15 protein-coding genes are annotated in these 23,390 nt (G+C 42.0%); 8 read left to right on the forward strand and 7 right to left on the reverse strand.

Annotation, left to right across the window (positions count from 1 at the left end; translation table 11 throughout):
• Positions 1-8: 8 nt before the first annotated feature.
• A complete protein-coding gene (locus tag AC21OG_RS01695; protein WP_487377571.1) occupies positions 9-1,178 on the forward strand; it encodes a cation diffusion facilitator family transporter in 1,170 nt (389 codons plus the stop codon).
• Between the two features lie 339 nt (positions 1,179-1,517).
• Here the strand turns inward: AC21OG_RS01695 and AC21OG_RS01700 are convergent, their stop codons facing one another.
• Together AC21OG_RS01700 and serA are read right to left on the reverse strand one after the other, a co-directional pair.
• A complete protein-coding gene (locus AC21OG_RS01700) occupies positions 1,518-2,057 on the reverse strand; it encodes a hypothetical protein (protein WP_487377572.1) in 540 nt (179 codons plus the stop codon).
• 358 nt (positions 2,058-2,415) lie between these two features.
• Complete coding sequence (serA, locus tag AC21OG_RS01705) at positions 2,416-3,642, reverse strand: phosphoglycerate dehydrogenase (RefSeq protein WP_487377574.1); 1,227 nt, start codon at positions 3,640-3,642, stop codon at positions 2,416-2,418.
• 922 nt (positions 3,643-4,564) lie between these two features.
• Here serA and AC21OG_RS01710 point away from each other — a divergent pair.
• On the forward strand, positions 4,565-5,980 hold the full coding sequence (locus AC21OG_RS01710; RefSeq protein WP_487377619.1) for a D-2-hydroxyglutarate dehydrogenase: 1,416 nt from the start codon (positions 4,565-4,567) through the stop codon (positions 5,978-5,980).
• 459 nt (positions 5,981-6,439) lie between these two features.
• Here AC21OG_RS01710 and AC21OG_RS01715 read toward each other — a convergent pair whose 3' ends face one another.
• Entirely contained in the window at positions 6,440-7,078 is a 639-nt protein-coding gene (locus AC21OG_RS01715) for a BLUF domain-containing protein (RefSeq protein WP_487377575.1), read from the reverse strand.
• 264 nt (positions 7,079-7,342) lie between these two features.
• Here AC21OG_RS01715 and AC21OG_RS01720 point away from each other — a divergent pair, with 264 nt between their 5' ends.
• Both AC21OG_RS01720 and AC21OG_RS01725 read left to right on the forward strand, forming a co-directional pair.
• Complete coding sequence (locus AC21OG_RS01720) at positions 7,343-8,980, forward strand: GNAT family N-acetyltransferase (protein ID WP_486547339.1); 1,638 nt, start codon at positions 7,343-7,345, stop codon at positions 8,978-8,980.
• A 17-nt stretch (positions 8,981-8,997) separates the two neighbouring features.
• On the forward strand, positions 8,998-9,606 hold the full coding sequence (locus AC21OG_RS01725; protein WP_487377577.1) for a protein disulfide oxidoreductase: 609 nt from the start codon (positions 8,998-9,000) through the stop codon (positions 9,604-9,606).
• 63 nt (positions 9,607-9,669) lie between these two features.
• Here AC21OG_RS01725 and AC21OG_RS01730 read toward each other — a convergent pair whose 3' ends face one another.
• The gene (locus AC21OG_RS01730) at positions 9,670-10,959 is read right to left on the reverse strand and encodes an oxygenase MpaB family protein (RefSeq protein ID WP_487377578.1); all 1,290 of its coding nucleotides are present in this window, start codon (positions 10,957-10,959) and stop codon (positions 9,670-9,672) included.
• A gap of 433 nt (positions 10,960-11,392) precedes the next feature.
• On the opposite strand from AC21OG_RS01730, the gene AC21OG_RS01735 reads away from it, so the two are divergent.
• Positions 11,393-12,775, forward strand: coding sequence for a solute carrier family 23 protein (locus tag AC21OG_RS01735; RefSeq protein WP_487377580.1), 1,383 nt, complete (start codon positions 11,393-11,395; stop codon positions 12,773-12,775).
• A 110-nt stretch (positions 12,776-12,885) separates the two neighbouring features.
• On the opposite strand, the gene AC21OG_RS01740 is transcribed toward AC21OG_RS01735, so the two are convergent.
• Complete coding sequence (locus tag AC21OG_RS01740; RefSeq protein ID WP_487377582.1) at positions 12,886-13,848, reverse strand: DMT family transporter; 963 nt, start codon at positions 13,846-13,848, stop codon at positions 12,886-12,888.
• A 234-nt stretch (positions 13,849-14,082) separates the two neighbouring features.
• Here AC21OG_RS01740 and ppc point away from each other — a divergent pair, with 234 nt between their 5' ends.
• Positions 14,083-16,923: a phosphoenolpyruvate carboxylase gene (gene ppc, locus AC21OG_RS01745; protein ID WP_487377583.1), complete on the forward strand. Its 2,841-nt coding sequence runs from the start codon at positions 14,083-14,085 to the stop codon at positions 16,921-16,923.
• A gap of 268 nt (positions 16,924-17,191) precedes the next feature.
• Here the strand turns inward: ppc and tsf are convergent, their stop codons facing one another.
• Positions 17,192-18,070 carry a translation elongation factor Ts gene (tsf, locus tag AC21OG_RS01750; RefSeq protein ID WP_486547345.1) on the reverse strand — a complete coding sequence of 293 codons (879 nt, stop codon included), beginning with the start codon at positions 18,068-18,070 and terminating at the stop codon, positions 17,192-17,194.
• Between the two features lie 226 nt (positions 18,071-18,296).
• A complete protein-coding gene (gene rpsB / locus AC21OG_RS01755) occupies positions 18,297-19,133 on the reverse strand; it encodes a 30S ribosomal protein S2 (protein ID WP_486547346.1) in 837 nt (278 codons plus the stop codon).
• Positions 19,134-19,750: 617 nt separating this feature from the next.
• Between rpsB and map the strand changes: the two genes are divergently transcribed.
• Together map and glnD are read left to right on the forward strand one after the other, a co-directional pair.
• Positions 19,751-20,548, forward strand: a complete 798-nt coding sequence (gene map, locus AC21OG_RS01760) for a type I methionyl aminopeptidase (protein WP_487377585.1) — start codon at positions 19,751-19,753, stop codon at positions 20,546-20,548.
• A gap of 106 nt (positions 20,549-20,654) precedes the next feature.
• Positions 20,655-23,348 carry a [protein-PII] uridylyltransferase gene (glnD, locus tag AC21OG_RS01765; RefSeq protein ID WP_487377587.1) on the forward strand — a complete coding sequence of 898 codons (2,694 nt, stop codon included), beginning with the start codon at positions 20,655-20,657 and terminating at the stop codon, positions 23,346-23,348.
• Positions 23,349-23,390: the final 42 nt, after the last annotated feature.

Here is a 23,390-nt window from a genome sequence, read left to right on the forward strand (position 1 = left end):
AGATTAAGGTGACTCAAGAACCGCAACATTCAAACAATAGCTTTAACCCTCACCACCACGAAGGGTCAAGGATAGCGCATGACCCGCCACACTTCCATGATGACCCAACCGCCAGAGACCTAAGTAAACAGCGTCGTACCCTGATGTTTAGTTTCCTGATTATTACTGGATTTATGCTAGTGGAAGCCATTGGCGGGGTACTAACACATAGCTTGGCTTTATTATCTGATGCAGGTCACATGCTGTCGGATGCTGCAGCGTTAGGGGCAACCTTATTGGCTTTTAAAATTGGAGAAAAGCAAGCCAGTAAACAGAAAACGTATGGCTATAAACGCTTTGAAATATTGGTCGCTGGGGCCAATGGGGCAACCTTAATTATCATTGCAGTAATGATATTATGGGAAGCAGTCGGTCGCTTTACCTCCCCTCCAGACATTGCGTCAAAGGGCATGTTAATCATTGCCAGTATGGGTCTCATGGTGAACTTAATCGTCGCTTGGATGTTACACCGAAGCGGTGCATCCCATGGACATGCACACCCACACCATAATGAACATGATCCTAAACCCCACCAGTCGCATCAACATTCTGAGAATCATGCAAAGCCTGCAGAAAAAAACCTCAATATGCACAGTGCCTATCTGCACGTATTGGGAGATTTGCTAGGATCTGTTGCGGCTATAATCGCCGCTTTAGCCATGATGTGGATGGACTGGTGGTGGGCTGATCCGGTAGCCTCAATTATCGTCGCTATTTTAATATTAATAAGTGGTTTTCGGGTGGTTAAGGCGTCTACTCATATTCTTATGGAAGGTACGCCAGAAGAGATCTCCATCGATGAAGTAGCCCGTAGCATCGAATCTCATGCCAAAATTATTGCTGTGCATGACCTTCATGTTTGGACTATTACCAGTGGTCTACATGCGCTCTCGTGTCATGTCGTCGTTGATGGAGATATGCGAATTACTGAAGCAAGCGAGCTCATTCATGACCTTGAACACAGTCTTGAGGCTTTAGGAATTAGCCATACCACCATTCAAGTGGAGTCAGTAGAACATCCTCATAATCGACTTGATGCTATGGTTTGCGCCATAGACGAGCCTGCAAACAGTTCTGATACGAAGCCTTATCATGGACATGATCATGGGCATCATCATGACCATTCACACCACCACTAACTTAGCTTATTATAAATAAATCGTAATAAAGGCCAAATCAGCCAGACAAAAGCACCAATAATCATACCTGCGCCTAATACTAGCTCAGAGAGTCTAATAATAAGGTCCCAGCGACCCTCCCAAATATTTGGCGCGTAAGAAGGTCCCATAGTCGATATAAACATCAGATAAAAACCAATAAGACCGCCTAGCCCAGACATAACTATTCTGATCAGACTTTTAATAGCTATGTTAAGGGAATATCGACTACGTGAAGATTGTTGCTCTCTACTCATGTTAACACCAGATTTACGCCAAATTAAAGACAACGTCTATATACTCAAACACTTTAGAAAGTGGTTATAGTCTTTTATAAAGCAACGCTATTTCAGCATCAACAACGTCAGACTCAATCTGAAGCAACTCACATAACTTTTCTAAGAAACCTTTGGCGTCGTAATAGGCATCAATATAACTTCCATCCAAACCCATATAAGGACTAGATAACACATAACGCAAGCGCTCAGAGGCAGCAATAGTATGTTGACGAGGATAGCCCATTGCTTTAATAATCAGACTGGCATTTAAGTCTAAAGCAACCATTTGATGGAGAGCATGCTCAGCAAGGGCGCAACGAGGGGTATAACGGCGGGTTACTAATCTAGAATTCGGCTGAGCATTTGGCTGCGATTCTGATTGCGATTCTGATTGCGATTCTGATTGCGATTTTGCTAACGAAGTTGACTCAGACTTGGATTGCGATTTTGTTTGTGACTTTGCTAGCGAAATTGAGTGAGAATTTGACTGAGACTTTGACTGAGACTTTGACTGAGAATCGCCACTTGAACCCAGCACGGGTACGCCTTGACAATCAGAAGTAGAGGGGGGTAATACAGACATATCAGACTCCAAAACTCCGACAAATAGAATCTTATACGGCACAGATAACCTTGTCGGAGAAGAGGCTCATGCGCTTTACCAGAGTTATTTTATATCGTGCTGGAAGTTGCAATGCGATAATGTTTCAATATTGACTGAAACAAAAGCAGTTAAACCCACGATAATGCCCGCTATAATATCACAAACTTGTGGATGAATAAATAATAGGCCCTATATTTGCCGTTTGCATAACCCTTATAGTCTATTAGACCTCTTCAGGAATCCCATATACTCAAATACTAAACCTAAAAAAACTGGCAAATAAATTACCAGTTTTTTTTAGGTTAAAATTTTAGAGTTTAAGTTATTAAGCTTGGCTCTAGAACAATACACGTACGCGAATGGTTTCTTTAATATCACGCAGCTTATCAAGGGCTTCTTGCGAGTTGCGATTGTCCACATCCATCACTAAGTAGCCCACATCGTCTTCTGTCATTAAGCTTTGCGCTAAGATATTGATACCCGCTGACGCAAAAGAGGTGTTAATTTGTGATAACACACCGGGTACGTTTTTGTGAATATGTAATAGACGATGCGAATCTTCTTTCACAGGGATACTAACCTCTGGGAAATTCACTGCTGTCGTGGTATCACCGGCATCCGAGTATTTAACAAATTTCTCAGCGACTTCAAGACCGATATTGGCCTGTGCTTCTTGTGTTGAACCACCGATATGTGGCGTCAAAATAACGTTATCAAACTTACGTAATGGTGACTCAAACTCTTGATCCGCTGATTTTGGCTCTTTCGGGAATACGTCTACCGCAGCACCCAATATTTTGCCAGACTCCAGCGCCGCTGCTAAGTCATCAATCTCAACACAGGTACCGCGAGCAGCATTAATAAAGTAGCTGCCCTCTTTCATCTGCTCAAACTGCTCTTTTTTCATCATGTAGCGGGTGCTAGGCACATCGGGGACATGTAACGTCACTATATCCGCTTTATTAAGAAGCTCTTCTAAACTACCCACTTGCTCAGCATTACCCAGTGGCAACTTGGTCACCACATCATGATAGATGACTTTCATACCAAGACTTTCGGCAAGTACTGAAAGCTGTGAGCCGATAGAGCCATATCCAACGATACCCATGACTTTACCGCGCACTTCATGCGAGTTCTTAGCTGACTTACCCCAGCCACCACGATGAACCACGGCGTTTTTCTCAGGAATACCACGATATAGCATAATCGCTTCTGCCAATACCAATTCTGCTACTGAGCGGGTGTTTGAATAAGGCGCATTAAAGACTGGGATACCAAATTCACGTGCAGCCTCAAGATCGACTTGATTGGTACCAATACAGAAACAACCAATAGCGATCAATTTATCGGCTTGTTCAAGGATATCGCGCGTCAACTGAGTACGCGAGCGAATACCGATGAAGTGCGCATCTTTAATCTTTTCAGCCAACTCTTCTGGATCAAGAGCATGTGATAGATATTCAATATTGGTATAGCCTGCATCGTTTAGTACTTTGAGGGCATTGTCATGCAACCCTTCTAACAAAAGAAATTTAATTTTATCTTTATCAAGCGATAATGCCATGTCGTAACCCTTATGTATTCTGAATGCGTATTTAAATGACACTCATTAAAATGAAAATGTATTATTACTATTTATGGTAGTAGAGGAATGCCAGTTCAAGGCTAGATTATAAAACAATTTGGTTCGTTTAGATGATTAATCCTTAATATGTGCTAATAACCGTGCTGAAAACATCAATTCTCAAAACACCAAGACTCAAAACATCACGTCAATAAATAACCCATCTGAAAATTTTAATAAAACTAAAAAACATAATCTAATGTAACAGTAGAATCTGAATTAGAACCTGTATTCATAAGCTACAGTTATGGTATTTTTAGCATAAAATGAGTCAATACGAGGAATCATTTGGTTAAATAGTCTTTCTATTTAATCCAAATTTTAACGAAGTAGTGACTTATTTTAGGCAAAAAGAGCCAATGATAGGTTGTGAATAAAGGTTCTTACATTCCCTATTATCGGTGTGTCATAATATGACTATCTTATAACATATTGTTCGCACTTGTCAGATCAAATTACGAATAAATCCTTGCCAATTAAGACTATATTGGCAAAAATAAAGTTATGGTATTAGTTCAACGTCGCTTTTTTTAGCTTAAGAGCTTTTATTCAACCTGACGACTTTTTAACTTAACGATTTTTTAACTGACGATTTTTTCTAGCTGATAACTAGTAGCCGCTTACTTTGAAGATATATTGACGAACGTTTATCATAGATCAACTGGCTTAAACATCTGACTAATAACATTTCTTAGTACACTTTGCAATACAATACCCTTTTTACCCCATTGTACACCTAACTTATCCAGAGACCGATATGACAGAAATGAACCCTAACGCGGCTGAAACTACTGATGCGACTGCTCATGAACGGACACATGGCGCTCATCAATCTGAGGTTGATAGCCCAAAGCTTGCTGATATGCCGACAGATCCGGCGGCATTGAACACGTTACTCAACACCCTAACCTCTGAGCATCAATTCGATAGTACGCAAATCAAAACAGACTCAGAAAGCTTAGCGCATTGGGGCAAAGACTGGACCAAACACTTTGCGCCAGCGCCTAGTGCTATTGTGTTCCCGAAATCAACCGAGCAAGTTCAGGCCATTATCAAGCTTGCCAATGAACATAACATTGTAGTTACACCAAGCGGTGGCCGTACTGGTCTATCTGCCGGTGCTGTCGCCAGTAATGGGGAAATCGTCGTTAGCCTAGATAAAATGAATAAGATTGGCACGTTTTATCCTGCTGATAGACTGGTTGACATCGAAGCTGGCGTCGTCACTGAACAACTGCAACAGTTTGCTGAAAAACAAGGTTTATACTACCCCGTTGACTTTGCTTCTGCAGGCTCAAGTCAAATTGGTGGTAATATCGGTACCAATGCTGGCGGTATTAAAGTCATTCGATATGGCATGACCCGTAACTGGGTATTGGGCTTAACCGTCGTCACCGGTAGAGGCGATATACTGGAGCTCAACCGAGGCATGATCAAAAATGCCACAGGCTATGATCTACGCCATTTGTTTATTGGCGCTGAAGGTACGCTTGGCATCGTTACCAAAGCACAAATTAAGCTTGAACGTGCGCCACAAGACTTAACGGTGATGGTATTCGGTATGGATGAGTTTGAGCATGTGATGAATGTCCTATCGGCGTTTCAATCCCAAATCGATCTGACGGCATTCGAGTTCTTTGATGAGGTAGCCATTGAAAAGCTCATGGCCACGGGTCATGTACAGCAGCCTTTTGAGGCGCGGACTAAATACTATGCACTACTTGAGTTTGAAGCTCCATATGAGCCTATTATGGACAAAGCGATGGCGATGTTCGAGCAGTGTATGGACAACGGCTGGATAGTGGACGGGGTGATGAGCCAAAGCATTGCTCAAGCCACTGAGCTTTGGAAGCTACGCGAATACATCTCAGAAACGATTTCCGTGTTCACCCCTTATAAAAATGACGTATCGGTATTAATCAGCTACGTGCCTGAGTTTATAAAAGACATTGAGGCGGTGGTCAATAGCCACTATCCTGACTTCGAGATTTGTTGGTTTGGTCATATTGGTGATGGTAATTTGCACCTCAATATTTTGAAGCCTGCTAACCTATCGAAAGATGAGTTTTTTGAGAAGTGCCAAAGCGTTAATGACTTAGTGTTTGCCACGGTACAGAAATACGGCGGCTCGGTGTCGGCTGAGCATGGGGTGGGTATGACCAAAAAGCCCTATTTACAATACACCCGTAGCGAGACTGAGATTGAGTACTTAAAACAGCTTAAAAAAGTGTTTGATCCGAATGCAATTATGAACCGTGGTAAAATCTTTGATCTTTAAGCGACGTCTCTTTTAGCCTTTCAGACTTAAGGTAGACTTAAGCTCCTTTAGAACACTTTAGAAAAAGCCGTGTCATTATAAAAGTGCTCATTATAAAAGTGCTCATTTTAAAAGTGCTCATTTTAAAAGTGCTTATTCTATTCAAATAAGACCTAGGTACCTAAGCATTTTTGTCAGATGATCTGACCTGTCGTCAATTGACTTGAGAGCACACTGATAGTGAAAAGAAAGAGCGGTTTAGCCTCGATTGCAGCGGTATCCTGCTAAGTTGAGCGAATGGCGTGGCTAGGCTTGGGGTGGCGACGCGAAGCAAGCGACACCCCAAGGTGTAGCCAACGTCTCGCTCAAATTGGCAGATACAAGTGTAAAGCGAGATTGGCTACTACGGTTACATTCTAAGAAAGTAAATAGAACATAAGTGATTAGGAAAAATAAACCGTTCAGTCTAAAATGAGTGGCTTAAAAAATGATAGGAAGTAAATATACGAGCGCTAATAGTACAAATATTCCTAATATTCCTTGAACTAATAAAAAGGTCTGATGGGGGCCGACTACGTGTTGAATCATATTACCCATCGCATTTAAAGTAATGCCTGATTTTCTGATATACGGTGGTGTCTCAATTTTTTGCACTGCGTTTAGAAATTTCTCCGTATATTCAGGGCTCCATGAATTAGGCTTAAAGGGAAGAAACTCAGATAGACTATTGGCTTGCTTTTTGGTGGTCGGCGACCATAACCAGCGCTCAAGGAATAACATCCGAAATGCCCAATTATCAAACTTTGGCACTTTAATTGGTTGCACCATTATTACCTTAATGTGCTTGTGACGTTTGTCCTCAAAGATATTACTTAATAAAGGAATCAATACCTTCTTCTTGCCTTCTATACATTGTAAAAAGTGACCATTACCATAACAAAGAATACCGGTTACCGCATTTTGATGATTGTATCGACGTGCTTGTTGTTCAACCAGTGCAAATATCTTAGTATCTATACGACTTTTGAAGGTTAAACTACTCACATAAACTAACCTCATAAAATCATCATCATCGATTTTACTTAAGGTTTCAACGGTGGAATGCTCGTATAGAGGCATTGTTATAATCCTTAAAACAGGTCGTAATTTATGTGAATTTGTAGACGACTGATAAGGCAAAGTATGAATTTACTAATTCGTCTTACCAATCTAGCATAAATTTAGTAACTTTGTATTACATAGTTTAACGCTTGTAACCGTCCATACCTTGTGTAAATCAGTTTAAAAGTAATTCAATTTAGGAAAAACTAAACTTATTAATAAAAATAACCTTGTGAAAAAAAAGCAGCTTAAGTGACATCAGACAAATTAAAAGGTAACTATATGACAGATAAAATCGAAGACTTTCATTTAAAAATTGCAGAGATTAGAAAAAAAGACTATCCCCAACTAAAGCAGTTAATGGATCGTGTGTACGCAAACTTGGGCGGGGCGTGGTCAAAAAACACCGTAAATACGTTAATTGACTCTTTTCCTGAAGGACAAATCGCTCTGTTTGACCACGATAAGCTGATTGGTATGGTGCTGACCATGCGGGTCAATTATCAACGCTTTTCAAATCCACACACTTATGATGACCTACTCGGTCAAAGCGAAATCATCAAAGATGACCCAGAAGGCGATGCGTTATATGGTATTGATGCGCTCATAGATCCTGATTATAGAGGCTATCGATTGGGACGCCGCCTATATGATGCGCGAAAAGAGCTGTGCCGCCAAATGAACTTTCGGGCTATCTTGGCCGGTGGTCGTATCCCTAAATACTATAACCATCAGGACTTGACGCCCGGCGAATATATCGATGCTGTTGAGGCCCGTGAAATCTATGATCCTACTTTGTCTTTTCAGTTATCCAATGGGTTTATCGTTAAACGTATTTTGACCGGCTACCTACCTGATGACAAACAGTCTAAAGGCTTTGCTACCCTGCTTGAGTGGGCAAATATCTATTATGAGCCACAAGACTACAAACCTAATGCCCGTAAAACCGATGTGCGTATTGGTGGTATCCAATGGCAGATGCGCGAGGTCGAGTCGCCTGAAGAGCTACTACAGCAAGTCGAATTCTTCGTCGATGTTATGGCGGATTATAATGCTGACTTTGCCTGCCTGCCTGAGTTTTTTAACGCGCCATTAATGGGTCTGTGTGAGTCAACTGATCAAAATATTGCCATTCGCTTCTTAGCGGACTACACCGAATGGTTTAAAAATGAAATCTCGAACCTTGCGGTCAGTTATAACGTCAATGTGATTGCCGGATCTATGCCGTTATTTGATGAAGAAGAAGAAATATTGTATAACGTTAGCTATCTTTGCCGACGAGATGGCACCGTTGAAGAGCAGCGCAAAATTCATATTACCCCTCATGAGCGCAGTGCATGGGTGATTGAAGGCGGTAATAAGGTACAGGTGTTTGATACCGATGCGGGACGAATTGGTATATTAATTTGCTATGATGTTGAATTCCCTGAGCTTGCGCGTCTATTAGCGCTAGAAGACATGGACATCTTGTTCGTGCCTTTCTGGACAGATACCAAAAATGGCTACTTACGCGTGCGCCATTGCGCCCAAGCACGCGCCATTGAAAACGAGTGCTATGTCATGATTTGTGGTTCAGTCGGCAACTTACCGCAAGTAGAAAGCTTAGATATTCAGTACGCCCAATCGTCCGTATTCTCCCCTTCTGACTTTGCGTTTCCCCATGATGCCATTATGGCTGAAACCACTGCCAATACGGAGATGGTGTTCTTCTCGGACTTGGATTTAGACAAGTTAATACATGTGCGCAATGAGGGCTCAGTGAATAATCTTAAAGACCGTCGTGAGGATATCTTCACCTTAAAGTGGAAGAAAAAAGCCAAACAGTCGGTTAAACACAGTACGCCAAAAGAGCTTAAAGACAACTCTCATAGTGTGAGAGATGGGGTGCCTCTACATGATAGAGCGACCAAACCTATGTAATATTATAGTTGAATTTTATGTCACACCGTGATGTTGAAAAACTTGAGTCTAATTCTAAACCTAATTCTAAACCTAATTCTATGCCCAATTCTACGTCAAAGCTTGCAACCTCAAAAAAGGCATGGGCATGGGCATGGACTTGGTTAGGCTCAGTCTTTAAGTATCTGGTTTTATTTTTGGTTATTTATACGGTGATAAACTGGTGGCGTCAACCGGTGATGCCCGCCAGCCCTACCCTACAGCTTAAAGACTATCAAGGACAACCTGTCGATATCGATAAGTTGAGTCAGCGCTCCCCAGTATTGGTCTATTTCTGGGGAACATGGTGCGGGGTTTGCAAAGTGACCTCACCTATGATCAATACGCTGGCACAGTCTGGTCATTATCCGATTGTCACCATTGCCATCCAATCGGGTAGTAATGATGAGCTTCATCGATATTTGTCCGAGCATCAGTATACTTTCACCACGATCAATGATCAATCCGGTGAGCTGTTTCGTCATTGGCAAGGACAAGTGACGCCGTCATACGTCATCTTAAAAAAGGGTGAAATGACCCAAGGATTAACAGGTATTCAACCCCAATGGTCTTTAAGACTAAGATTGTGGTTATCCTCTTTGATGTAATGTAGCTGTCATACAAGGGGAATTTAGGTGTAATGCAGGGGTTATGCAAATGAGTAATGTCTGCTATTTACGATAGTAGCTATCGTGTTCTCTTAACCACCAATTCATATTATTTTGACGTTTCGCTCTAAACGCTTCAAGCTTGATGGCCGCTTTTGCATTATGACGTCTTAATGTATCAATACCAAATAAGATCGGCACACTCACCAATACCCCATGACGCAATTTGGACTTAGGCAGCCCAAGTCCATCGCCAATATCATCACCAACTAACGTCCTTGTGACACTGGCATTGACCAATTCAACAAATCTGCCTTTTTTATTGTCCTCGCCCATAATCTCTGATGGCAACCTGTGCAGCGCATCTGCTAACGGTTTACCGACCTCAAAGTCTAAATGCTGCGTGGCCAAATAAGTATAGATCCACTCCCAGCACTGGGTTTCAGTGTCGGGCAGCCGCTTTAAATCAATACCCATCCACCAACTGGCTAAATGCCATAAGTGCAGGATACCTTTGGCTTCTTGTTGAGTAATTCTAGCACCCAGCAGCCTTAACCCTCGCATAATTAGTAAAGAGAACTGTAAATGGGTGGCGACCATGTCAGTTTGATTGATTGGTGTGCCCCAATAGGCAGTATCCCAGCCTTGCTTGAGCAGCTTTTGACGGACGATGGCATGTATCTGGCGGACGCTAATACTTTGTCGCCACCCTTCACTGCCTATCGCTAGCACACTATCTGCCCCATTAATCTGAGGATGCTCTGAGACTGCTAAAATATAAGAATAGGTTCGCATCAGCCTAGGTAGTGCATCGTGAACCAATGCACCAGTCTGGGTTAAAGGGAGCGATAACGCAGGGATACTATACCCTGCCATTAAGGCCACATTTCGAAGTAACCAAATCAGCATCAATGGATAGCGGCGGTAAGCAATCGCACCAATTTCTGCCAAATCTGCATCAAACCACTCAGGGTGGGAGGAGAACTGCTCGACAAGCTGTTGATAATTGGCATTATCGTCTAACGCATTGCCGTTTAAAGCATTGTCGTCTATCACCTCGCCATTTATAACAATGTCAGATTCAGTCTTGAATGACGCTGATAAGGGTTTGGTAGTATCTGCTAGTGAGTGCTCGGACATAATATGAGCTTGCAGCGGTTTGGCAAACTTATAATTGGCGGCAAGCAGTCTGTCTGCAACAGGGTCTCCCCTATCGTACCCTTGAGCCATTTCATTCAATAAGTCTTCTGAAACCGTGAAATCTTTTGGCAATAAAAACTGGCGTATACGCTTTAAAACCTGTAGGTCGGCGTGGTGGTCTATCGCCGTGGTACGACCATGGTGTCTGATCATAGGAGTACTCTTAATGGTGTCTAGGCCCAATAAATCTCAATAAACCCTCAATAAATCCTCAATAAATATTAGCGAGATGTTTGGGTCTGTATAGAATAATATGATTAAAAATTATAACACGCCTGCATGACAGTTGATTTTAAGTCGTGGGTTTCACATTGGTTTAAAGCACGTTACACGCTTCACGTAACTCCAGTTGAATATGACTAGGTTAGTTTGAGTTAGATCGAGTCAGGTTAAACACAGCATAAATTTTATGACTGACACATTTTCAGGTTAAGCTAACAACGGTCTTCATATAAACGGATAAATTCGTCTATAATACGTTTGAATAAGTTATACCATGAACGAGGGTATCCACTCTCACTGATAGTCATATAATAATTTTATTATGTTCTGACTATATTTCACTCCCTACACTTAAGGACAGTATATGGACCCTCACAATACCGATACCCCCTCTGCAAAAGAACCCCTCCCTTTATATGAGTATAACCCAGACTTTAGTAATGGAAAGTGGTTTCCAAACTGGAAGCCTTTTCAGGGTGATTTAGATCGCCATCCAGTCGCTATCAATGAATATTTACCGCCTGTCAAAAGTGTCATGCTAGGGATTCAACATACCTTTGCGATGTTTGGCGCGACGGTGTTAGCCCCGTTGTTGATGGGGTTTGATGTTAACTTAGCAATTTTGATGTCAGGCATCTGTACCATACTGTTCTTTGTAATAACGGGCGGTCGTATGCCAAGCTATCTTGGCTCTAGCTTTGCGTTCATCGGTCCAGTAATCGCAGTCACGGCCTATGCAGGCAGTGGCCCAAACACCAACTTAAATGTTGCTCTTGGCGCTATTATGGTGTGCGGTATGCTTTACGCTTTGGTAGGGCTTTTGGTGATGAAAGTCGGTACTGATTGGATAGAAAAGCTGATGCCACCTATTGTTACCGGTGCAATCGTGATGATAATCGGTTTAAACTTAGCCCCTGTTACGGTACAAGGCATATCTGCTGACCAATTTGATGCGTGGATGGCCACTTTAACCGTGGTGCTGATCAGTAGTGTGGCTATCTTTACCCGAGGTATGCTGCGCCGTCTGCTGTTACTTGTCGGCCTTTTGCTGTCTTACATTATTTACTACATGGTCGCAAATATAATGGGTTACGGCACACCTATTGACTTCACTACCGTACAACAAGCGGCTTGGTTTGGCTTGCCTACGACGCACACGCCAGAATTTAGCTTAGATGCTATTATTTTAATTGCGCCCATTGCCTTTATCTTAATCGCTGAAAACTTAGGCCACTTCAAAGCCGTTGAAGGAATGACTAAATCTCATGTCACCCCTTATATTGGTCGCTCCTTCTTTGCTGACGGTGTCGCCACCACATTTTCAGCTGGTTTTGGCGGTACGGGCGTCACTACCTATGCTGAAAATATTGGGGTAATGGCCGTCACCAAAATCTACAGTACTACTATCTTTGTTATGGCAGGTGTGGTGGCTATATTCCTTGGTCTATCGCCTAAGTTTGGGGCAGTGATTCAAAGTATTCCAGCAGCCTTATTGGGGGGCGCGTCTATCGTGGTATTTGGATTAATTGCCATTGCTGGGGTTAAAATCTGGATCGACAATAAAATTGACTTTAGTAAAAATAGCAATCTCATCATCGCTGCCGTTACTGTCATAATGGGGGCGGGTAATTTCAGTCTACATATCGGCGGCTTTGACTTAGGCGGTATCGGAACCGCAACGCTTGCGGCTATTGTTCTAAATCTGCTGTTTAATCGTGAGATCGCTAGTAATAAACTCGTTTCTTAAACTTAACATCGAAACTCTAATTCTGGGCGTTGTTTCAAATTAAAGTTTTGGGTCTAAATAACAAAGCCCATTTTGATTGAAATGGGCTTTATTTATTTCCACATAGCACGCTAACGACGACGGTAAAAACGGGCAAAGAAACGATAGCGGCGCAGTTTAGCCGTTTGATTCAGCGGTTTTGGTTTGAGCGACCCTAAATATATGGCAAACATAGTCAAAGCTGCGCCTGTCCATTGTAGCGTATTGATGGGTTTATCTAGCCAAAAGTAATCGATTACTAAAGCGGCGACCGGCTCACTTAACAGCAGTAATCCCGTTAACGCTAAAGACAACTTCGGAATCGAATAAGCGATTAGTCCCCATGCTAAACACTGCATCACCGTACCATATATAATAATCCAGCCAAGTTCACTTAACGAGTTGGGTAGTATTTTTCCACCATCAAATATCAGCATGGGTATCAACATCGCAAGACTACCGCCAATACTAATACGCCGCATTAGAATAAAAATCGGCGTGGCAACGGTTTGGTGGGTCAAGCGAATAAAAGTCATTGAGGCCGCCAACATACTGGCGGATACGATGCCCGTAACAAATCCGTAAGCCGCATGGTTGTTATTGGCAAACTCGGGGCTGGCAATGAATACCACGCCTAGTAAAGCAATGACCAGGCTGATAAGTTGCAAGATGGTTTGACGCTCTTTGAACATCAAAAAACCCAACGCTGCTAAGAAAAATATCTGCAAACTATTGAGCAACGTCGAAATACCTGGCCCTACTGCATAAATACTTTCATGCCATAATGCCAAATCTATTCCTAAAAATGCACCAGACAGTAGCGCATAAAACAAGGCTTTTTGAGACTTTTTGTGCGTCTCTGCCTTTGGCATGCGTTGATTAAAAATCATTGCCAATACGGTAAACACAATACCTGATATCGCCAGTCGCCAAAATGACATAGCATAGCCGCCGACATCCACATGGGCGACAATAAGACTTCCTAGCCCAAAAATAATACACCCAATAATCAGCCCTATCGCAGGTAATTGGGCGTTGTCCTTAATTTTTATCATATGACGACCTAGCGCTTTTAATAAGAGGCTATAGAGAACTTAGCTTTTTAATTGGTTGAAATAAATAAAGGCTTTCTTTATTAGACTGCCCTATTTTATCGGACTGCCCTTTTGGTTAATCAGTGCAAATTTAGACCATTAATTGTTCATGTGTTAGTGTATTATTTCCATACAGGTTTTTAAATGATAGATTTGATTTTCAAAACAGCTAAAGAGATGTCAAGGAAGCCGATTATGCCAAAAAATGATGTTTTACGTGCAAAGATTAGACTATTAGGCTCATTGTTGGGAGAGACCATTTCTCGCCAATCTGGGGTGGAAACGTTACGTACTATTGAAACCTTGCGTCAGGGGTTTATACAAGAACGACGCGATCCTAATGAACAAAATAAGCAACAACTGATAGATCTTATCGCCTCGCTGGACAACCAAACTTTGAAGAATGTCATTCGTGCGTTCTCTATCTATTTCTTTTTAGCTAACCTCACAGAAGAAAACTACTTACGTGATCAGCGCCGTGTTTTACGAGAGCAGTCAAAACTATACTGGGAAGGCTCATTTCGTAATACCTTACAAGAGTGCCGTGAGCGCAACGTCAGCCCTGAACAAATAAAAGAGCTGATAGATCAGCTTAAGTTCATACCGGTATTTACTGCCCATCCGACAGAAGCGCGTCGACGCACCACCATGAATATCCTGCAAACCCTGTATAAATATACCTATGATCTAAAGCAGCTGCCAGAAGACAGTGTCGCCTACGAGCAAGCCAAACAAAAAACGGCACAAACTATAGATCTGTTATGGTCATCGGATGAAATACGCACCCGCAAACCTTTGGTATTTGATGAAATTAATAATGGTCTGCATTATTTTAATGCCAGCTTATTTACTGCCATTCCACAGGTTTATCGCAATCTTAAAAAAGCCATTGATCATATCTATCCCGAGTTAAGCGACTATCCGCTACCTACTTTTTTGACCTTTGGTTCTTGGATCGGCGGTGATAGAGATGGCAACCCCTTTGTCACGCATGAGACCACTGAAATGGCAGTTCTCATGCATGCCGATACGGTATTACGCCATTATCAAGTTATGATCAAGAAGCTACGTCGTGAGCTGATCCATAGTAATACTATTATCGATATATCTTCTGAAGTCTACCAAAAAATAGAAGAGTATAGTGAGCTTGATAAAAAAGTATTCTACTACAATCCTAATGATTATAATAACGAGCCTTATCGCAGATTATTGTCAATTATTCTAGCCAAGACCAAAGCAACCAATGACTTTATCCAAAGTAAAGGCTCAGATACTGACGCACAACCATTTGCTTACCAGTCACCGAAGCAGCTGCTAGAAGATTTACGCATCATTCGACAAAGTGTTGAAAAACATGACAGTGCCCATGCTAATGGATTGCTCCTAGACGCCATACGTTTAGTAAAAACGTGTGGCTTCCATTTGGCCTCCCTAGATATCCGTCAAGATTCCGAGTATCACGGTGATGTCGTTGCTGAGATTTTCGCTAATGCGCCAAACTTACCTGATTATAAATCACTTAATGAAAGTGAACGCCAGCACTGGCTAACGCTGCTGCTACAAAAAACTGGGACACCGCTGATCTATGTCGACAATCTAAGCGATCAAGCACGTGAACAGCTTGCATTAATGAACTCCGTAGCGACACTGCGAAAGCTTATCGGCGAAGACACATTTGGTAGCTATGTTATCTCCATGACCAACAATGCCAGTCAGCTGTTAGAAGTCCTATTGCTGATGCGCTTCTCAGGTCTATCCGGTATTAGTGACGAGGGTTATCTAACCTCAGCTTTACCGATAGCACCTTTATTTGAGACCATTGAAGATCTAAAAAATATCAATAAAACCCTCCCTACTGTATTAGACAACCCGCTCTATAGAGACATGCTTGCGCACTCTGGAAACCTGCAAGAGATTATGCTTGGGTATTCCGACTCCTCAAAAGATGGCGGTATTATCACCTCAGCTTGGCAGCTCTATAAGGCTCAACAGACCATTGCTGGCATAGCGAAAAAGTATGGCATCAAAACCCGCTTGTTCCATGGCCGTGGTGGCTCTGTCAGTCGTGGTGGTGGTCCAACCCATCAATCCATTGCAGCGCAGCCAGCAGGTACGCTTGATGGTCAAATCAAGTTTACCGAACAAGGTGAAGTGCTGTACGCCAAGTATGCCAATCCTGACACCGCCGTCTATGAGCTGACCATGGGCATTACCGGTGCATTAAAAGCCAGTTCATCAAGATTTGTTAAACAGCCTGATGCGCTAACAAAGTATGAGGAATTATTTGCTAAGCTTGCTGAGGCAGGAGAAACACAATACCGAGCGCTGACAGACCATACGCCAGGCTTTTACCAGTTTTATTCTGAAGCAACACCAGTGCAAGAAATATCTTTACTCAATATTGGCTCACGTCCTTCTCATCGCAAAAAAGGTCTGCCGAGTAAATCCACCATCCGCGCCATCCCTTGGGTATTTGGCTGGTCACTCGCTCGCTTTACCTTACCTGCTTGGTATGGCGTCGGTAGTGCGCTGAGCAGTGTCAAAGAGGATGAGGCAATGATGAAAGAAATGAACGCCCATTGGCCATTTTTCCGGGCTTTTATTAGTAATATCGAGATGTCATTTACCAAGTCAGAGATGAGTATCGCAAAAGCCTATAGTTTCTTGTGCGATGATGACAGCTTACGCGACAAGATTATGCACGCTGTTTTAAAAGAGCATCAATTAACCCACGATGGTCTGAATTCATTGCTGGAGCAACAGACTTTATTGTCCAATCAGCAAGACTTAGCGGAATCACTTGAGTGGCGAAATGGCTACTTAGATCCTATTAACTATATTCAAATTGAGCTGTTGAAGCGGCTGCGACATCATAATGCTACCGCTTCTGAAAATGTGGTTAACCGTGACAGTACTGTTATTAGTGATCGTCCTGATAATGATCATTCTATTAATAAAGATAACGATATCAATGTTACAGACCCACTCATTCGCAGTATTAATGCCTTGGCCGCAGGGCTGCGTAATACAGGCTAAGTGTATAAGTTAAGTCTCGTTTCAATAAATTAATAGCTAAATAAACAAATAGCCAAATTAAAGACATCAAAAAGCCCAACGTTAATGATTTAACGATGGGCTTTTAATGATTGGCTTTAACCGCTTAAAAGTCTAAAGCTCTAAACACTTAAATAACTTAAATAACTTAAATAACTTAAATAACTTAAATAACTTAAATAACTTAAATAACTTAAATAACAGTGTATTGAGCGCTTAGAATTAGTATTAAGAGTTAAACATTAATCAATTACTTTGAAGCAGCCGCTTGAGCAGCAGCGACTTCAGCAGCGAAGTCTTCTTGTTTTTTCTCGATACCTTCGCCTACTTCAAAGCGAACGAATTCTTTAACCGTAACGCCGTCAGCTTTCATTGCATCACCCACTTTTTGGTCGTTATCCATGACGTAAGCTTGACGAACCAATACCACTTCGTCTAAGTATTTACGTAAGCTACCTTCAATCATTTTTTCAATGATGTTGTCAGGCTTGCCAGACTCACGTGCTTTTGCTTCAGCGATATCTTTTTCACGAGCTAGGATATCGGCTGGTACATCTGTGTCATTCACAGCTACTGGATTGAACGCTGCGATATGCATTGCTAAGTTCTTACCACTGTCATCGTTGCCGCCTTCCGTTGAAACCACAACACCGATACGTAGACCATGACGGTAAGATGATAGATTGTCGCCTTCAACGATTTTTGCACGACGGACTTGAATGTTTTCACCGATTTTTTGAACCAAAGATACACGTGCTTCTTCAACCGTTTGACCATTACCATAGTCAAGCTCAGCAATGTTGGCAGGATCCGTTTCGTTGTTCGCAAGCGCAAGCTCAGCTACTTTATTAGCAAATGCGGTGAAGTTGTCGTCTTTAGCAACGAAATCAGTTTGGCAGTTCACTTCTAAAAGAATGGCTTTATTGCCTTCTTGAGCGATGATAATGGCACCATCAGCAGCGATATTACCTGCTTTCTTAGCGGCTTTAGCTTGACCTGATTTGCGAAGGTTATCAATGGCAGTTTCTACATCGCCAGCGGTTTCTTCTAATGCTTTTTTACATTCCATCATACCAAGGCCAGTACGGTCACGAAGTTCTTTTACTAATTTTGCAGAAATCTTAGACATTTTTTTTCCTCTATTTGAGTTGTTATGGGATATAGAATTTAGATATGGAACAGTGTAAGGATATAAAATGACAAGGGCATGACGAGGGATTCCACATCATGCCGCTATGAGTCAAGTAATACGCGTGAAATTAGGTAAGTAGTCTATTTCAATATAAACAATCATGACTATAAATAAATACCTAATTCAGGAACGTCACATAACTTTTAACTATTCAATACTTTAATTACTCAGCTGAATCAGCTGGTGCTTCAGGGGCAGCCGCTTCTTCTGTTTGCGTTTCAGCAGTTTGAGCTTCCGCAACAGGAGCGTCTTGGGTAGCAGGCGTTTCTTCAGCTGGAGCAGCCGCGCCACCCGCTTGAGTTTTCGCGTATTCTTTACCCGCGATAATGGCATCTGCCATACGGGTTACGTATAAAGTTACGGCACGAATAGCATCATCATTAGCGGGGATAACGTAATCAACATTATCTGGGTTTGAGTTGGTATCAACGATACCGATCACTGGGATACCTAAGTTTTTAGCTTCTTTAATAGCAATCGCTTCGTGGTCAACGTCCACTACAAAGATAGCGTCAGGTAAGCCACCCATGTTTTTAATACCACCTAAAGAGCGCTCAAGCTTTTCCATAGCACGTGTACGTTCTAAAGCTTCACGCTTAGTCAGCTTAGCGAAAGTACCGTCTTCAGCTTGTTTTTCTAGCTCTTTTAAGCGGTTGATTGACTGGCGTAGTGTTTTCCAGTTTGTCAACATACCACCTAACCAGCGGTGATCAACGTATGGCTGACCAGCACGTAGCGCTTGTTCACGAATGACTTCGCTTGCCGCACGCTTAGTACCAACAAATAATACTTTGTTGCCTTTAGCGGCTAGGCCGTTTACGTAAGTTAACGCTTCGTTGAACGCTTTTACAGTGTGCTCAAGGTTGATGATATGGATTTTATTACGGGCGCCAAAAATGTATTGGTTCATTTTTGGGTTCCAAAAACGGGTTTGGTGACCAAAGTGAGCGCCAGCTTGTAGAAGGTCGCGCATTGGCATTTTAGTTGGACTGTTTGACATGTAAATTTCCTTTGAAAGTTGGGTTATGCCTCCACACTGCAAAAATTACCGATCCATCGACACGCATTTGCTTTATTTCAAAAGCCTAAACAACGATTAAAACTCGTTAAGGCTAAATCTGAGACAACAAATTAGTCAAGCCGACGGACACCCAGCAATTTTTAGACGCAATGTGTGTGTCATTGGTTAAAGATGGGTTTAAAAACTAAGTTAATATTTACTTTGATTCTTATGTGTTACTTTTATAAGTGTGATTTATTAAAAATACGCCATAAATCAAGCACTAATTACACAGAATGTTATAGAAACAAAATAAGGCACATATTTTACCATAATTAAAGCCTGAGGTGAAGTATTTATAAGGCTATCGATTTTCGATTAAACTCCTTGAAAATGCTTAAAATAATCTGACATACGTTAGAATAAATTGATAATAAATACAAGGCGGTAACATAGCCATAAATAAAAGTAAGCGAAGCGTATGTTATACTAATCGACTATTAACTCAATCTTTTAAACGCTTGCTCTTTACTAACTATATTCATTCAAACAGACGGTATCAGGCCCTTGTTTGTTAACCCTGAACCTATCAATATTAACTTATAAAATAATATCTTATGACGAATACTAATGACTTAATACTGGCCCCAGAGGCCATTGAAAAAATGCGTGTCGCCGGAAAACTTGCCAGCGATCTATTGGTAATGCTTGATGACCATGTTAAAGAAGGCATCAGTACAGAAACGCTTAACCAAATTGCTCATGAGTTTACGTTAGATCACGGCGCTATCCCCGCCCCATTAAACTATGGACAACCCCCCTTTCCTAAATCTATTTGTACCTCGGTAAATCATGTGGTCTGTCATGGTATTCCATCTGAAAATAAAATCTTAAAAGATGGCGATATTATTAACATTGATGTGACAGTGATTAAAGACGGCTATTATGGTGATACCTCTAAAATGTGGATCATTGGTGAAGGCTCAATTATGGCGCAGCGTATTTGTGATGTGGCTCAAAAAGCCTTATACGCTGGTATGAAAGTGGTCAAAAATGGGGCGCACCTAGGCGATATTGGTGCTGCCATTCAAGAAGTGGTTGAGCCAGAGCGCTTTAGCATCGTTCGTGAATTTTGTGGACATGGCATAAGTAATACCTTCCATCATGAGCCACAAGTATTACACTATGGACGCAAGGGTACTGGTATAGAGCTTAAGTCGGGTATGACCTTTACCATTGAGCCTATGATCAATCAAGGTACTTGGAAAACTAAAATCTTACCTGATCAGTGGACTGCCATCACAAAAGATCGTAAGCTATCGGCACAGTGGGAGCATACCTTAATGGTGACTGATAATGGCTGTGAAGTGTTTACAGTCCGTCCGGAAGAAGATTTAAGTTTTTTATCGACTTAGTACACATTTAAAGACTGCCTTGGCAGTCTTTTTTTTGGCAAAATAAACGCCTATTATAGTAAGCGAGTCTTGACCCTATACTATCCTACATATCTTGGAACCAAATATGTTTATTAATGACCCCACCGACTCTTTAATACCACCCCTTCCAGACTTAAAAAACAACCCTTCACGCAATTTAGGCATTCCTGACTGGCTGAAAGAAGTAGAAGCCGATATCTCTAAAGCGCTTGATAGAGGGGTGGATATACGACAGTTGGTTAGCGCTCGATCTTTTGCCATAGACAGCTTATTGACTGAGCTTTTTGATCTACATGGATTGAATGAGACAGGTCTGGCTTTATTTGCTGTCGGTGGCTATGGACGAGGCGAACTCTCCCCTTATTCTGATGTTGATATTTTACTGCTCGCACAAGACGCTATTAATGATAGTGACGCGCAAAAGGTGGACAGTTTTGTCGCAAGCTTATGGGATGTCGGCATCGAGCCTGGACTTGCTGTACGCAGCGTGGCTGACTGCTTAAAAATGGCTGAGGATATCACGGTCGCTACCAATATATTAGAAGCACGGTTATTGGTTGGTAATGAAGCACTGTCTACAATACCCAATAATATTGTCAAAGAAGTGTGGTCACAAAAAGACTTCTATGACGCTAAAATTGCGGAATCAAGAGCGCGTCACACTCATCAAAATGATACTGAGTACAACCTTGAGCCTGACATAAAAATATCACCCGGTGGACTACGGGATATTCATACCATTGGCTGGATTACCAAACGCTATTTTAGAATTAGCAAACTATATGATCTGGTGCCCCAAGACTTTTTAACAGAAAAAGAATACGATGAGCTCAGATATTCTGAAGGGTTCTTATGGCAAATCCGTCATCACTTGCACCATTTAACTGGTCGAAATGAAAATAAGCTACTGTTCGACTATCAGCGAGATATCGGAGAACGGATGGGCTATACCGAAGAGCCTGACGATGAACCCAATGCAGCTGTAGAAAGATTTATGCGCGATTATTATCGTTGTGCCATGAAAATTTCGACGTTATCAGAAATGTTGACCTCTCACTATTATGAAACGGTGATTGAAGCAAGACTACCTGAATCTGAAAAACCGAATAAATCCGTACTCAACGCCCGCTTTAATAAAATAGGTGATGATCAAATCGCCATTGCTCACCATCATGTGTTTGCTCAGCATCCTGAGGCGATTCTTGAGATGTTTTTATTGATGGGTCAGCATGGTATCAAACAGATTCGCACTCGTACGCTACGTGCTCTAAAAATAGCGGCGCGGGGTATCGATCAACCTTACCGTGACAACCCTGTGCATAAAAAGCTATTTTTGGATAATTTAAAAGAGCAAAACTACTTATTCCATCGTTTGCGAATTATGAAACGCTATGGGGTACTGGCTAACTATATGCCGCAGTTTGTCAATCTTATAGGACTCATGCAATACGATTTATTCCATCGCTATACGGTCGATGAGCATATTCTATTATTAATACGTATGTTGCACCGCTTTACCGATCCAAAGTATCAAGATGAATTTGCCTTAGTAAGCTCTATTTATCAGCGTATTGAGCGTAAAGAGATCATCGTATTGGCGGCCATTTTCCATGATATTGCGAAAGGACGAGGGGGAGACCATAGCTTGCTTGGCGAAGAGGATGCGATTGAGTTTTGTCTAGCTCATGGTATGAGTGAAGCCGACGCTAAGCTTATCGGTTGGCTGACGCGTTATCATTTATTAATGTCAATGACCGCACAAAAGCAGGATATCTCTGATCCTGAAGTGGTAACTCGATTTGCAAATCTAGTGGGTAATGTCACTCATCTTAACCATTTATATGTGCTGACAGTGGCGGACATGAATGCGACCAACCCGCAACTATGGAACAGTTGGCGTGCCAGCTTAATGCGACAGCTCTACACTCAGACGCGTCGTATTTTAAGAGCTGACTTAGATGCCCCGACCAACCGTCAAGAAATGATTGAGACCACGCGTAAGCAGGCCATTGCGATGCTAGATAAAGTGGACAATCAACACATGAACCGTGATGAAGTATTGGCGTTATGGGATGAGCTTGGCGACGAGTACTTCTTACGTGAGATTCCAGAAGCGATTATGTGGCATACCGAAGCCATCTTGAACCACCCACCTATCGGTAAAGCCTCTGACGCGAGTAGTGAACCTTTGGTAGTGCTACGGGAACACCGTGAGTTGACACTTGATGCGGTACAAATCTTTATTTATACCCAAAACCAAGCCAATCTGTTTGCTGTCACTATGGCAGTGTTTGACCAAATGAACCTTGATGTCCTTGATGCACGAATCATTACTGCCACTCGTGATTTTGCCTTAGACTCTTATGTGCTACTAGACCGTCATGGAACTTTGCTCACTGACTCGGAATCTCGTAAAGAATTGACGCATCGTTTAATCGATGCCTTCAAAAATCCTGAAGCGCCTAAATTGGTACAAAAACGATTGCCCCGACAGCTTAAGAACTTTCATGTACCAACGACCATTGATTTTAACTATAATGAAGCCAGTAGACAGCATGTTATGAGCCTAACCACGCTGGATCAACCGGGTTTGCTTGCGCGCATTGGACAAGTGTTTTTGAATGAACACATTGAGGTTCATGCGGCTCGCATTACCACCTTAGGTGAGCGCGCTGAAGATATGTTCTATATCAGTGATATCGGAGATGGCATGCTCAGCGATGAAAAGCTCGAGCGTTTACAAAAGGCGTTGATACAGATATTGACCACGCCGAGTTAGGGCATTGATATTTAATAAAAAACATAACAACAAATAAAACAC

It is taken from the genome of Psychrobacter sp. CX5, from assembly GCF_057621535.2.

Bases quoted from the DNA above. Each gene is read 5' to 3' on its own strand.
- AC21OG_RS01700 (WP_487377572.1), bottom strand. From the start codon at position 2,057: ATGTCTGTATTACCCCCCTCTACTTCTGATTGTCAAGGCGTACCCGTG.
- serA (WP_487377574.1), bottom strand. From the start codon at position 3,642: ATGGCATTATCGCTTGATAAAGATAAAATTAAATTTCTTTTGTTAGAA.
- AC21OG_RS01710 (WP_487377619.1), top strand. From the start codon at position 4,565: ATGCCGACAGATCCGGCGGCATTGAACACGTTACTCAACACCCTAACC.
- AC21OG_RS01715 (WP_487377575.1), bottom strand. From the start codon at position 7,078: ATGCCTCTATACGAGCATTCCACCGTTGAAACCTTAAGTAAAATCGAT.
- AC21OG_RS01720 (WP_486547339.1), top strand. From the start codon at position 7,343: ATGACAGATAAAATCGAAGACTTTCATTTAAAAATTGCAGAGATTAGA.
- AC21OG_RS01725 (WP_487377577.1), top strand. From the start codon at position 8,998: ATGTCACACCGTGATGTTGAAAAACTTGAGTCTAATTCTAAACCTAAT.
- AC21OG_RS01730 (WP_487377578.1), bottom strand. From the start codon at position 10,959: ATGATCAGACACCATGGTCGTACCACGGCGATAGACCACCACGCCGAC.
- AC21OG_RS01735 (WP_487377580.1), top strand. From the start codon at position 11,393: ATGGACCCTCACAATACCGATACCCCCTCTGCAAAAGAACCCCTCCCT.
- AC21OG_RS01740 (WP_487377582.1), bottom strand. From the start codon at position 13,848: ATGATAAAAATTAAGGACAACGCCCAATTACCTGCGATAGGGCTGATT.
- ppc (WP_487377583.1), top strand. From the start codon at position 14,083: ATGCCAAAAAATGATGTTTTACGTGCAAAGATTAGACTATTAGGCTCA.
- tsf (WP_486547345.1), bottom strand. From the start codon at position 18,070: ATGTCTAAGATTTCTGCAAAATTAGTAAAAGAACTTCGTGACCGTACT.
- rpsB (WP_486547346.1), bottom strand. From the start codon at position 19,133: ATGTCAAACAGTCCAACTAAAATGCCAATGCGCGACCTTCTACAAGCT.
- map (WP_487377585.1), top strand. From the start codon at position 19,751: ATGACGAATACTAATGACTTAATACTGGCCCCAGAGGCCATTGAAAAA.
- glnD (WP_487377587.1), top strand. From the start codon at position 20,655: ATGTTTATTAATGACCCCACCGACTCTTTAATACCACCCCTTCCAGAC.